Origin of the sequence: Enterococcus sp. S183_ASV_20 (assembly GCF_018919685.1) — a bacterium.
Taxonomy (GTDB): Bacteria; Bacillota; Bacilli; order Lactobacillales; family Enterococcaceae; genus Enterococcus; species Enterococcus faecalis.
The window spans coordinates 14,125-26,463 of the sequence record NZ_JAHLRI010000015.1 but is presented as its reverse complement, the minus strand read 5'-3'; the positions used below and the strand labels follow the sequence as shown (position 1 = coordinate 26,463).

General features: G+C 37.9%; 14 protein-coding genes. 2 read left to right on the top strand and 12 right to left on the bottom strand.

From position 1 onward, the window contains the following. Positions 1-118 precede the first annotated feature (118 nt). Together KQI94_RS07315 and KQI94_RS07310 are read right to left on the bottom strand one after the other, a co-directional pair. Complete coding sequence (locus KQI94_RS07315) at positions 119-1,564, bottom strand: L,D-transpeptidase family protein (protein ID WP_002368773.1); 1,446 nt, start codon at positions 1,562-1,564, stop codon at positions 119-121. Between the two features lie 146 nt (positions 1,565-1,710). Next, a complete protein-coding gene (locus KQI94_RS07310; protein WP_002368771.1) occupies positions 1,711-2,574 on the bottom strand; it encodes an aminoglycoside 6-adenylyltransferase in 864 nt (287 codons plus the stop codon). Between the two features lie 121 nt (positions 2,575-2,695). On the opposite strand from KQI94_RS07310, the gene KQI94_RS07305 reads away from it, so the two are divergent. Both KQI94_RS07305 and KQI94_RS07300 read left to right on the top strand, forming a co-directional pair. After that, on the top strand, positions 2,696-3,277 hold the full coding sequence (locus tag KQI94_RS07305) for a YdcF family protein (RefSeq protein ID WP_002359392.1): 582 nt from the start codon (positions 2,696-2,698) through the stop codon (positions 3,275-3,277). Between the two features lie 157 nt (positions 3,278-3,434). Beyond that, positions 3,435-4,379, top strand: coding sequence for an endo-beta-N-acetylglucosaminidase (locus KQI94_RS07300; RefSeq protein ID WP_002389875.1), 945 nt, complete (start codon positions 3,435-3,437; stop codon positions 4,377-4,379). 278 nt (positions 4,380-4,657) lie between these two features. Here the strand turns inward: KQI94_RS07300 and KQI94_RS07295 are convergent, their stop codons facing one another. The 10 genes from KQI94_RS07295 to KQI94_RS07250 all read right to left on the bottom strand — a co-directional run bounded on the left by KQI94_RS07295 (position 4,658) and on the right by KQI94_RS07250 (position 12,137). Next, entirely contained in the window at positions 4,658-5,488 is an 831-nt protein-coding gene (locus tag KQI94_RS07295) for a DUF6287 domain-containing protein (RefSeq protein WP_002368769.1), read from the bottom strand. Positions 5,489-5,722: 234 nt separating this feature from the next. Further along, positions 5,723-6,442, bottom strand: a complete 720-nt coding sequence (locus tag KQI94_RS07290) for a YebC/PmpR family DNA-binding transcriptional regulator (protein ID WP_002356305.1) — start codon at positions 6,440-6,442, stop codon at positions 5,723-5,725. A gap of 86 nt (positions 6,443-6,528) precedes the next feature. Continuing rightward, positions 6,529-7,716: a nucleotidyltransferase gene (locus tag KQI94_RS07285; protein WP_002368768.1), complete on the bottom strand. Its 1,188-nt coding sequence runs from the start codon at positions 7,714-7,716 to the stop codon at positions 6,529-6,531. 80 nt (positions 7,717-7,796) lie between these two features. After that, positions 7,797-8,537, bottom strand: coding sequence for a class I SAM-dependent methyltransferase (locus tag KQI94_RS07280; protein WP_002356302.1), 741 nt, complete (start codon positions 8,535-8,537; stop codon positions 7,797-7,799). Position 8,538: 1 nt separating this feature from the next. Then, the gene (rsfS, locus tag KQI94_RS07275; RefSeq protein ID WP_033072556.1) at positions 8,539-8,877 is read right to left on the bottom strand and encodes a ribosome silencing factor; all 339 of its coding nucleotides are present in this window, start codon (positions 8,875-8,877) and stop codon (positions 8,539-8,541) included. A gap of 46 nt (positions 8,878-8,923) precedes the next feature. Continuing rightward, complete coding sequence (yqeK, locus tag KQI94_RS07270) at positions 8,924-9,514, bottom strand: bis(5'-nucleosyl)-tetraphosphatase (symmetrical) YqeK (protein ID WP_002368767.1); 591 nt, start codon at positions 9,512-9,514, stop codon at positions 8,924-8,926. Then, complete coding sequence (locus KQI94_RS07265; protein ID WP_002368765.1) at positions 9,492-10,151, bottom strand: nicotinate-nucleotide adenylyltransferase; 660 nt, start codon at positions 10,149-10,151, stop codon at positions 9,492-9,494. The genes yqeK and KQI94_RS07265 overlap by 23 nt, the downstream gene beginning before the upstream one ends. A 17-nt stretch (positions 10,152-10,168) precedes the next feature. Further along, positions 10,169-10,480, bottom strand: coding sequence for a ribosome assembly RNA-binding protein YhbY (yhbY, locus tag KQI94_RS07260; protein WP_002356298.1), 312 nt, complete (start codon positions 10,478-10,480; stop codon positions 10,169-10,171). A gap of 23 nt (positions 10,481-10,503) precedes the next feature. Continuing rightward, complete coding sequence (gene yqeH / locus KQI94_RS07255; protein ID WP_002381381.1) at positions 10,504-11,613, bottom strand: ribosome biogenesis GTPase YqeH; 1,110 nt, start codon at positions 11,611-11,613, stop codon at positions 10,504-10,506. Further along, the gene (locus KQI94_RS07250) at positions 11,610-12,137 is read right to left on the bottom strand and encodes a YqeG family HAD IIIA-type phosphatase (RefSeq protein ID WP_002356296.1); all 528 of its coding nucleotides are present in this window, start codon (positions 12,135-12,137) and stop codon (positions 11,610-11,612) included. Before KQI94_RS07250 ends, yqeH begins: the two co-directional genes overlap by 4 nt. Positions 12,138-12,339 lie beyond the last annotated feature (202 nt).

The following is a 12,339-nucleotide window of genomic DNA, read 5'->3' as shown; positions in this document are numbered from 1 at the left end:
GGGTTATGACGCTTGTCAATAAAAAATTGGAGACGTCAGTCGTTACGGTTGACGTCTCCAATTTTTATTTTTCAGATACATAGTTGGACCAAAGTGCGGTCTTGCCTAATATCTCTTTTTATACTTCTTCGCCGTAATCTACAGGTTTATCAAATTCACCTGGTGCATCATCATAGATATGTCCGTAAATAATTACCGGCATTCCGTCATAGGATACATCAAAGATTTTTGAAACTTCTGTTCCTGGCGTATTGATACAGCCATTACTACCAGCATCGGTTTTAAAGGCTTCTTTATCGCCATACTTATCCAATTTATGGTCAGAGTCATGAATCCCAATTTGTGTGACAACGCCCCCTTGACTTAATAACGGCATCCAATATTTTACTGGCACACTGTATCGAGAACCATCGAGCATTTGACCTTCTAAATTCACATCGGTTGTCCGATATAAAATTGTATGGAATCCTGGTACTGTTGCAGTTCCTTTGTTATATCTGCCAGTAATGACATCTGTGGTGACTATTTTTTTGCCATCAATGAAACAATACATTTTTTGATCTTTTAAATCAATTTCAATGTAATTATTGGCAATTTTACTATTTTCTTTGGTATCGCCAACCAACGGAGCAGTGATTGCATTCGTTTGTTCTTGGCTATTCAGCGCGTTTACTAGTAGTTCTTGCGTTTTGGCCCCATCAATCGACCAGCCATAACTTCCGTTGTTTTTAAAACGACGTGTCGTACCGTGAACATCTGTAAATAAAACTGGTTGATTAGCAGAACCATATGTTGTTTCTAATTGTGTCACCCAAGTAGTTAGTTTTTCTTTGTTGATTGTGCCATCATCATTCAGCACGTTTTGAATTTGTGTTTTATCAAAGGCTACTTTTTCACCATTAATATCAACTGTAATTGTTTTATTTAACTTGTTATTGAGCGTTGTCAATGTTGCCTTTAACGTTTGATCCTCTTTTGTAATTTCAGGGGCTTTATAAAAATCTTTGGCATTGTATTGATAGTTGCCTTTTCCCGCTTCAACATCCGCAATAATCTGCTGATTTAAGCGCTGTGTGTCCACTACTGTGCCTTGTTCTTCGGGAACAATTTCAAAAGTGCCATTGCCTCGACGAATACTCGCATTTTTGCTTGGTTTCCCCTCTGGAAAACTTAAAGTCGCTAATTTAGCTTCTAGTTCTTTTTTGAATGCCTCGTTTAACGGTAGCTTCACCTTGCTACTGTGTAAATGGTCTTTTAAAAATTTTTGATCCAATTGGTATTTTTTAGGAAGTTGAATTTTTTCTTCTTTTGTCCCCGTTTTAACCACAACTTCTTCGGTTTGATTAACTTGCGCTAATTTTTCTTCCGCTGCATTTACATTTAACCAGCCTACAGAAACTCCATTTACTTTTGTAGTTGGTAAAAAGTGACTTTGAAAATAAACATAGCTGCCCCCAGCAACCAGAGCTAGTCCAACCAAAGAAGTAATAATTACTTTCTTTTTATTATTTTTTCCTGATTTTTGACGACGTGTATTACGCATTTGCATTTCTTCTTTTTTCATTTGTTCATCCTTTATATCAATAATTTTAGGTTTATTTCTTAGAGACTAGGCAACAAACAACTGCGGTGATCTACAATCAAAAAAGGTTCCCTTTCTCTCGCAGATTAATTTTTTCAATTATACACTATTTTTATGTTGTTTTCAGCTTATTTTCCTTGTAAATCCTTTAATCTTAAAGAATTTGTATACTCTGTGACTTTTTTTGCTTCTTGTAAATGATACGTAAACTGGGCCATTTTAGCAAAATCCTGAGCGACGACGTCAAAAAAGGCTTGTGTCTTTATTAAGCTGTTCCAACAAGCTTCTTTACTAGAAAAATCCAGCAACGATGCTAATTGATCCATCGTGTCAGGAGTGACATAATTTCTCAGATACTTAAATTGTTTCCCAACAGAAATTGGCTTCGGTTCCTGCCAAGCCGCTTGCCAAGAAAGCAAGCGCAACAGTTCCTGCTGACAATATTCATAGAGATGTGTGACAGCGTAAAATAGTTCATTCCGACAAAGCCCCTTAACTACATACGTACTAACCCACCAAAATTCATTGCAACAATCGTTAAACTGCTGCTGATTCGGAACTGTTACTGTATAATTTTTATCAGATGCTACAGGTAAAGGCGGCAAACTTTCATCTTTGTCTAACAAGATAATTGCTAAAGAATCGCCTTCATGCCAATTATCTTTTTCTGCGAGAGGACACAACGTTAAATCGATACGTTGGCCATCTTCAAATAACATTAAAAATGTTTCCCGCGTCTTCGGTTCTGTGGGAAATAAGGTCATTTCCTTGGGACGTTGCATAATTAATGGTTGTCCAAATTTTGCTATCCACGTTGCTGTTTCAAAAAACTCAGCACATGGTTCTACAATATAAACAATGTCGAAATCTTGAAAACTATCTTTTGGCGCTTTCACATTCGTGCGAGAACCCACCATTCCCACGGCTCGAATGTGTTCTTCTTGTTTTGCTACATCCATAATAAGTTGAAACATTTCTTCTTCTGTACGCATGCACTCGCTCCCTCTCTTCAAAAGTTTCTATTAAAACATAGATTTTTTTATAAGTCTTTTGTTTTCTATCGCTTTTTCTATGGTACTTCGTATACACTAACATTACAAGGAGGGATGTTTCATGCATTGGTTAAAAATAACAAGTTTATCCATTGTCAGTTTTGGCTTTTGTATTCTTTTGATTTTAGGTCTACTTATTTTTACTGGCAAAAATACGCAACCCACCGATAAACCAGATGCTATTTTAATTTTAGGGGCCCGTGTTTTAGGGACGTCTAAAGAAACCGCACTGCCCAGCCGTGTTTTGCAAGCTCGGTTAGATGTGGCTATCCCCTATATTAAACAACACCCCGAGACACCCGTTATTGTTAGCGGAGGGCAAGGAGCAGATGAGCCGGCTACGGAAGCCGCGGTTATGAAACAATACTTGCTAAATAAGGGTGTTCCAGAAAAACAGATTCTCTTAGAAAATCGTGCCACACGCACCAAAGAAAATATTGTCAATTCACAAAAACTCCTTTCTTTTAAACGGCTAGTGATTGTTACTAGTGACTTTCACATGTACCGCTCGCAACTTTTAGCCAAGCGAGCAGGCATCTCAAATGTTTCAGGCATCACTGCGGCTTCTTCTTTTCCAAAAGATATCAAAAATTTTGGTCGAGAGCTGCTTTCTTTAGGCTATGCCTTACTCTTTGATTGGTAAAAGAGCGTCCTTCGCAAGACCATTTTGCGAAGGACGCTTTTATATTCTGTGGATTTGCTCACTTTTGTTCTCTTCTTCTTGTGTTTAAATTATAAAAATGATAACATATCTTTGTTAGCGCTTACAAATAATATTTATTTTATAGGAGGAGAAAGTTATGGGGCATCAATTGAGCACTCATTTTTTTAACAAGAAAACAGGGATTATTTCAACTTTTTTAAGTTTGATCCTTTTAGTCGGTGGGTTACTGTTTGCACTACCTGCATTTGAAGTACAAGCAGCATCAACTGTTACACCTAAAACAGTCATGTATGTAGAAGTAAACAACCACGATTTTAACAATGTGGGAAAATATACTTTAGCTGGAACCAATCAACCTGCTTTTGATATGGGGATTATTTTTGCAGCCAATATTAATTATGATACGGTCAATAAAAAACCTTACTTATATCTAAATGAACGGGTCCAACAAACTTTAAACGAAGCTGAAACACAAATTCGTCCAGTTCAAGCACGCGGCACTAAAGTCCTATTGTCTATTTTAGGCAACCATGAAGGCGCTGGCTTTGCTAACTTCCCAACTTACGAAAGTGCGGATGCCTTTGCAGCTCAATTAGAACAAGTCGTTAATACGTATCATTTAGATGGTATTGATTTTGATGATGAGTATGCTGAATACGGAAAAAATGGAACGCCTCAACCAAATAATTCTTCGTTCATTTGGTTACTTCAAGCCTTAAGAAGTCGCTTAGGCAATGATAAATTAATTACTTTTTATAATATTGGACCAGCGGCTGCGAACTCTTCTGCTAATCCTCAAATGAGTTCTTTAATTGATTATGCTTGGAACCCTTATTATAGTACCTGGAATCCGCCACAAATTGCGGGGATGCCTGCTTCTCGTTTAGGTGCTTCTGCCGTTGAAGTTGGTGTCAATCAAAATCTAGCTGCGCAATATGCTAAACGTACAAAAGCGGAGCAATATGGTATTTATCTAATGTATAACCTCCCAGGAAAAGATTCATCTGCGTATATCTCGGCGGCGACACAAGAACTTTATGGTCGAAAAACGAACTATTCACCAACTGTTCCAACACCTTAATATTATCTCGTGTCTACAAGCGCCAACATGTAAAGAGTTAAAAGCCAGCTTACTACAAGCTGGCTTTTTGGTATCTTGAGCGAATAGTTTTACACAAAAAAAGACCCGCCCTTTGGGTAAGGACGGGAAAGGAGTTAAAAATGAAAAAGTGTTTTGTGTTGTTAAGGTTGTTTGTTGATATGCTTATATCTTACAAAATAAATGTGAAGATTTTGTGATCATTTCATTCTTATTTTGCTACTTTTATAGGAATTAAATAGATTGCCACGAGACTATCTTTAGTTGCCTCGTGCATCCGTTATTCTGACTGCTCCTTGTGGTGATACTCTGTAAAAACCGACAGTCCCTGTCCCTCCATTTGCAACCATCTGTTTCGATTGGGCTCTAAAAAAGAAGTCATTTCCATTCATACCCAAAAATCCAAGGTTCGTATCATTATTTTCTGCATCAGTCAGTGTCTTTCTAATATATGTCTCTGCTTTTTCTTGTGTATCGATGATTTTTGCCTCTTCATTTTGGTCTTGATTTTCCTCTTCAGAAGAACGATAGTAATACTCTTCCGCAGGATAATTTCCACTATCTTGAGTAATTAACAATCGTGGTTTCGTCTTATCCGATTGGTCGCCGTTAGGATTTTCAACACCAATTTTATATAATAATAACGCAGCACCAGTAGGCCCCCACCTAATACTTAAGCTTGTAATTGGTCGCGACTCATCAGTAGGTGAATCCTTCGTAATCATTCCTCCGGTATTTGTACCACCATCAGGATGAATGATCAAACTCTCTCCTTTACCATTTTTCCATGTTCCAACTAAAGTAGTAAAATCGCCAGCATTAATCGCTGTAGTATCTAAATCAGCTACAGTTAGCTGACTATTGTTTCCATCAGCTGTCGGCTCTTCATTTTTCACTGATTCGTTAGACTCGACACTGCTGCTCGCTTGTTCGTTTGTCTTATCAATTGTTTCACTGGTTTTTTCATTCGTCTCTTCAACTTTAGAGGATGCCTCCGTTGAAGCGGTCACTTTCTTTTCTTTTGGTTCCCGACAAGCAGTTAATGATAAAACCGCTAGCCCGACAAAAAACGCTAACATTCCCTTTTTCACGCCTATTCACCCCGTTCAATGATCTATCTTACTAGACTATTGTACTATTAATTCAACTGTTTAGACAAATATTTATGGAACAGACAAAAATTGAACCTGTCATTGAATGCTTTGTGTCACATGGACCTATCAATCAACTTTCTTTTTTCTATGTATTATATGAAAAAAAGTGAGCCATCAGTCAAAATGACCGATGGCTCACTTTCTAAATCTTAAAACAAACGAACAAATGGGTTATTCAGGTAAATCTACATTATGATGGACTTTTTGAACATCTTCTAAATCTTCTAAAACATCTAACATTTTTTCAAAGTTCGCTAAATCGTCGCCTTCTAATGTTACTTCGTTTTGTGGAACCATTTCTAACTCAGTAACCGTGAATTCTTCAATGCCTTTTTCTTTTAACGCTTCTTGTGCATGGTGGAAATCTTCTGGTTCTGTGTAAACGATAATTTGACCGTCTTCTTCAACAACATCGCGAACATCAATGTCTTTTTCCATTAAGTATTCTAAAATTTCATCCGCATCGTCACCAGCAAAGCCAATGATACCTGTATTATCAAACATGTAGGAAACAGCACCGCTGACACCCATGTTTCCGCCGTTTTTACCAAATGCGGCCCGCACATCTGCTGCTGTTCGGTTCACGTTGTTTGTTAAAGCATCAACAATGACCATTGAACCATTTGGCCCAAATCCTTCATAGCGTAATTCAGAATATTGTTCATCTGCTGAACCTTTTGCTTTTTCAATAGCGCGATCAATAATATGTTTTGGTACATTGTATGTTTTGGCGCGTTCGATTACAAACCGTAATTTTTGGTTTGCATGAGGATCAGGGTCTCCTGACTTCGCTGCTACGTAAATTTCAATCCCGAATTTTGCATAAACACGGCTATTGTTTGCGTCTTTGGCAGCTTTTTTCTCTTTAATATTTGCCCATTTACGGCCCATATTCTCACTTCGCTTTCTCTGATTTGTTGTTAGTATCTTATCCCTTGTTTATTATACTGGGGAAACTGATTTTTGTTAAGTATTTTTTAGGTATCTGGCGAAAATCGTAAGGGAAACCGACCAAAATTTTGTTCTTTTAAAGAAGAATCTCCCATCTGGTATAGTTGATTGGCGCGAATATCTAACGAAAGCATTGCGCGGTTTTCTTTAGATACTTTAGAAATTACCGGCAATTGAATCTGTGCTTTGGTTTCTTTTAGATAAGCTTGTCCCTTTGGCGTAAATCCTAGCACATGGAGATAACTGTTTTGCCAAACAGTTTCAACTTCTTCTTTGGTCATATTTAACAATATATAAGTTGCTAATCGTTGCAACCTTGTCCAAGTATAACGCTTCGTTTTCATACGTTCCATTAATTCGTGAAAAGAACCTGCTGCTTGGATTTGATCTTTTAGTCGATATTCAAGTCCTTCCGTCATTTGGTAAATGGCTTGTAACTCTTCTAACGAGGATTGAACAATTTTATACTTTAGGAAGGGCCAATAATTTTCCCATGAAATCATTGTCTGTGTTTGTAAATGTTGTGCGGTTATAGAAGGCACCGTTGGCAGCACTTGCGTTATTTCTTGTTGAAAAACACTTTGCCTAATCGCCGTGGCGCTAGCAACTTTCCCAGAAATCGTTGCATCATGAAAGCCCGCTTGTTTTCTAGCAATTGGGTAGAGCGTCATCGGGGTTGGATACGTGGCATTTTCCTTTGCATAACTCATCCCCAAAATATGATTAGGCGAAGAAAAATCAAACCTGCTTTCAGGATATACTTGACGAAAAACAGCAGTCATTTTTTGTGGATAACTCAATTGTTTGTCTGTCAATGCGTGGAACGTTTGATCAATTAAGGATTGATTTTCTTGGACAAACTGGCCGAAAGCCGCATAATCAATTGCGCTTGTACTATCTGTTCCAAAACATAAGCTCTCACATTGCAACGCCTGCAATAACTTTATACCGCCTTTGGCAAAGTAATCCGCAGACTGTACCGACCAAGCTGTCGGCAATTCAATGACTAAATCCACACCATTTTGCAAAGCTTCTTCTGCTCTGGCCCACTTATCTAGTAAAGCTGGTTCTCCTCTTTGTAAAAAATTTCCACTCATTATAGCAATCACTACTTCAGCTTCGCTTTGTTGGCGAGCTTGTTGGGCATGATAGCGATGTCCATTATGAAAGGGATTATATTCCACGATAATGCCACAGGCTTTCATTCTAGCCACCTCCGTTATAAAAAAATGGACTTATCAGCAAAGAGACAAACGTTTTTAAGCGCTGTCCCAAGCTCATAAGCCAAATCTTATTAATCTCTTTGACAAACAAAGAACCAGCGTTCACTTGTTTCAGTTGGTGCTTCATCTGTAAAATCTGCATAAACTTTGACGTTCATGAAACCAGCACTTTCTAACATTCGTAAATAGTTATCTAACGAATAGGTTCGTTCTTGATGCAATTCATCATACCGAACAAAGTGCTCATCTGTTTCCTGTTCTTTCACAAAAAATGTTAAGAAATGTTCGATGCTGTGTTCTTTTTCACCAGCGTAACTATCCCATAGAAAAGCAAATTCTTCTGTTTGATAATGATAGCTATATTCTGGAAAAACTGAATCAATTTTGTAAGTAGAATGAACATCAAAAATGAATGTTCCTTCCTCTTCTAACGCTTGATAAACTTCATCGAACACTTGTTGTACTTCTTGGCGATTAGCCATATAGCACAGTGAATCAGAAAAACAAGTGATGGCTTGGTATTGTCCCACTTCAGATAAATCTAGCATATTTCCCTGAACAAATTGAACTGGTACTTCTTCTTCAAAGGCTCGTTCACTAGCAATCATCAACATTTCTTCTGATAAGTCTAAGGCCGTCACATCGTAACCACTTTTCGCAAAATCAACTGCTAAAGCGCCTGTGCCACAAGCCATTTCAAGAATTTGTTGGGTTCCCTGTGGGAGATGACGATTGGAAAAATCCAACCATTTTTGGTATAGGCTTTCGTCCATCACTTCGTCATAGACGAAAGCAAACGTTTCATAGGCCATTTTAGTCGACCCAAGCGCTTAGATCAACCATTGGGGCATCTGACCATAATTTTTCTAAGTTGTAAAAGGCACGTTCTGAAGATTGGAATACGTGGACAATAACATCGCCTAAATCGATTAAAATCCATTTTCCGCCTTCTTTACCTTCCACACGCTTGACTTCTACTTGATTTTTGGCTTCTTGTTCGTTAATTTCATCAACAATCGCATTGATTTGACGTTCACTATTGGCTTGGCAAATTAAAAAATAATCTGCTAATAATGAAATCTCTCTTACGTCTAATGCGACAATTTCTTCTGCTCGTTTTGAATCTGCTGCTTTGACAGCAATTTCTAAAATTTTCTGGCTATCTATGATAGTTCCCTCCTAGTAATTCTTTCTTCTTTTATTTTTGATTAACGACCCATTGATTGTAGGTCTCTAACGTTTTTGGATAAATTTTATGTTCTTGTTCAATCAAATGTGACAAGGTATGTTTCGTTTCATAAGCAACCGCTGCATCTAAGTCAACAAGGGCAATTTCACGGGCTTCTTTCACACCTGGAAAATCACGTCCTGGTTCAATGTAATCTGCGACATAAATAATTTTATCTAGCAAGCTCATCTTAGCAGCCCCAGTTGTATGCACACGAATTGCCTGCAAGATTTCTTCGTCATCAATGGCTAATTCCCGTTGAACAATATCCGCCCCAACTAAGCCATGCCAAATTTCATTGCCATAGTTTAATAAAGCCAAATCAAAACCATCTCGGCGAATAATCAACTCGAATTCATCGTTTGGACGTTCTTTGGCGTAATCATGCGTCAAAGCAGCAATACTGGCTTTGGCTTCATCGGCACCATATTTCGCTGCCAAGGCCACAGCTGTTTCCTCGACTCCTAACACATGGCGAAAGCGACGTTCACTCATTTGCATTTGAACTTTTTGCATTAATAATTCACGTTGTGCAGCATCATAATTTGTTATCCAGCTCATCTTGATACAGTCCCTTCTCTTGAATATAGTTTATCACATTCTCTGGAAGAAGATAGCGTGTTGAGCAACCACTTTTGACTTTTTGTCTAATCAAAGTGGAACTAATCGCCATCTGCGGAACATCGACCCAAATAATTGGATAGGTAGATTCCGTTGGATAATTAGGACGCCGAATGCCGACAAATTGAACTAAATGGAGTAATTCATCAATCCGATGCCATTTGGGCAAGTATTCCACCATATCTCCACCAATTATAAAATAATAATCAGTATCTGGATTGGCTTCTTTTAAAGCTTTCATCGTATCATACGTGTAACTTTTGCCTTTGCGAATTAACTCAATTGGCTCAATATCTAAGCAGGGATTATCAGCCACTGCTAGTTCTAACATCGCTAACCGATGTTCACTGCTAATTGTTTTCTTTTCGTCTACATGTGGTGGTAAGTACGTAGGCATTAAGTAAACTTTGTCCAAACCTAGTTGATTTTGAACTTGATCGGCCATGACAAGATGTGCTAAATGAACGGGATTAAAATTACCACCTAACAAGCCGACTTGCTTTCTTGTTTGAAAACGTAACGGTTCCTCTTGCAAGAGAACGTCCGCTCCTTGACGCGCTTGTCTTTTTTCTCCCATTGTTCATCCCTCCAATATTAAATCTCTTTGACTGCTGCTGAAATTTTTTGATATTTTTCTTTACTTGATGGCTTGAATAAGACCAACACGCGACCAATAATTTGTACCACATCGCAATGAATGGCTGCTGTTAGTTCTTCTGCAACCTCTTCTGCTACTTCATCTGTATTTTGTAATAACGTGATTTTAATCAATTCACGTTTTTCCAACGCTTCATCAATTTGTGTAATCATTGCGTCATTCAAACCACCTTTGCCTACTTGAAAAATAGGTTGTAAATGATGTGCCTGACTACGTAAATAACGTTTTTGTTTTCCTCTAAGTTTCAAATTGTTTGCCTTCTCTCTAAAATTTAAATTAATGCTTTTCTACGTAAAACATCGACACCTTTAGGCGCCCAACCAGCGACTACACCAGGTTCTGTGACAGTAATCCAACCTAGACCAGCAAACACAATATCCGTTTTTTCTTTCACGGAAAATTCAAAGCGCACTAATTCAGGAAACTCAGCGACTTCATCGGCACGTGGGGGCTGCAATAAGCCACCAACATGTTTTTCATAAAAAGCATCGGCGGTTGCTGTTTTTGTTCGGTGTAAATTTAAGTCATTGGAAACGTAGGCAATGAAGGAACTTTTAGCACCTTGGACATAATCAAAGCGAGCCAAGCCACCTAAAAACAAGGTTTGTTCAGCATTTAATTGGTAAACTTTCGGTTTGATTTCTTTTTGCGGTGCAATAATTTTCAAGTCTTTTTTACCTAGGTAATGTGCCATTTGATGACGGTGAATAATTCCGGGCGTATCGATTAAGAAGTGGCCATCGTCTAATGGAATTTCAATTTTATCTAGCGTTGTTCCAGGAAATTGTGATGTCGTAATCACATCTTGAACACCCACTGTTTGTTGAATGATTTGATTGATTAATGTTGATTTTCCAACATTGGTCACACCTACGACATAAACGTCTCGGCCTTCACGATATTTTTCGATCGTATCTAATAACTCTTGCATTTCTTGTGGTTTCTTGCCACTTGTTAGTAAAACATCAACAGGGCGTAATCCTGCTTCATGGGCCCGTTCTCTCATCCATTGAACCATTTTAGGTTTTTTTAATGATTTAGGCAAAATATCCACTTTATTGCCAACTAACAACACAGGATTATCTCCGATAAAACGATGCAGTCCTGGAATAAGAGAGCCATTAAAGTCAAAAATATCCACTACGTTCACAATCAGTGCATCTTCTGTTCCTAAACCATTCAATAAACGTAAAAAGTCATCGTCTGTTAATTGGACATCTTGAATGTCATTATAATGTCTTAAGCGAAAACAACGTTGGCAATAAACTTCCCCTGTTTCCATTCCTTTTTCGAAAGCTGTTTTTGGTGTATAGCCTAATTCATGAGGATTTTCCGTTTGGATAATCGCACCACAGCCAATACAATGAATTGCCTCTGTCATTCTAATCCGCCTCTCCATGTCATTTCTGGATGTTTTTTTGATAAGTATTTCATAATTTTCCGTTCAAAGAACCGATTGATTCTAGTATTCCAGCCATCTGTATCGACAATCGGTTGAACTAAAACATTGCGTATACCCGCTGCGTTAGCTCCCCGAATATCTGTCATAATCTGATCGCCGACCATTAACATTTCAGAAGGCTTCAAGCCTAATTTTTTTTCTGCTAATTTGAAGCCACGTGCGGTTGGTTTCAAGGCACGTGCTACATAATCTAAGTCAAACTTTTCAACAACGCGTTTAATCCGGCTGTCTTTGTTGTTTGAAACAACGAGGACAGTAATTCCTGCATTTTTCATTTCTAATAACCAAGTTTTTAATTCTTCTGTTCCATCGGGATTATTCCAAGCAATTAACGTATTATCTAAGTCAGTTAGTACTGCCTTAATCCCCAGTTTTTTTAATTGTGCGGGGGTAATTTTATAAATCGCATCAATCATCCATGTCGGTTTATATTTTGAAAACATCGTGACTCCTCTCACTGACACTATGTAGTTTCTTCGATTTTAAGAGACTGAAACATAACTAAACAATTATGCTTCAGTCTCTACCTATTGTATTATACTGCATTTTACTGAAAATTTCTATAAAGGACGGTCGTTCCTTGTAAAAGAACAAGTAAAATAAAAGAAAAAATAAAAAAAGCCACCCATCAACCCCTGAAAAGTT

What these genes read in the sequence shown, in the direction of transcription:
- KQI94_RS07315 (WP_002368773.1), bottom strand. Translation starts at nt 1,564, where the DNA reads ATGAAAAAAGAAGAAATGCAAATGCGTAATACACGTCGTCAAAAATCA.
- KQI94_RS07310 (WP_002368771.1), bottom strand. Translation starts at nt 2,574, where the DNA reads ATGCGTACAGAAGAAGAAATGTTTCAACTTATTATGGATGTAGCAAAA.
- KQI94_RS07305 (WP_002359392.1), top strand. Translation starts at nt 2,696, where the DNA reads ATGCATTGGTTAAAAATAACAAGTTTATCCATTGTCAGTTTTGGCTTT.
- KQI94_RS07300 (WP_002389875.1), top strand. Translation starts at nt 3,435, where the DNA reads ATGGGGCATCAATTGAGCACTCATTTTTTTAACAAGAAAACAGGGATT.
- KQI94_RS07290 (WP_002356305.1), bottom strand. Translation starts at nt 6,442, where the DNA reads ATGGGCCGTAAATGGGCAAATATTAAAGAGAAAAAAGCTGCCAAAGAC.
- KQI94_RS07280 (WP_002356302.1), bottom strand. Translation starts at nt 8,537, where the DNA reads ATGGCCTATGAAACGTTTGCTTTCGTCTATGACGAAGTGATGGACGAA.
- yqeK (WP_002368767.1), bottom strand. Translation starts at nt 9,514, where the DNA reads ATGAGCTGGATAACAAATTATGATGCTGCACAACGTGAATTATTAATG.
- KQI94_RS07265 (WP_002368765.1), bottom strand. Translation starts at nt 10,151, where the DNA reads ATGGGAGAAAAAAGACAAGCGCGTCAAGGAGCGGACGTTCTCTTGCAA.
- yqeH (WP_002381381.1), bottom strand. Translation starts at nt 11,613, where the DNA reads ATGACAGAGGCAATTCATTGTATTGGCTGTGGTGCGATTATCCAAACG.
- KQI94_RS07250 (WP_002356296.1), bottom strand. Translation starts at nt 12,137, where the DNA reads ATGTTTTCAAAATATAAACCGACATGGATGATTGATGCGATTTATAAA.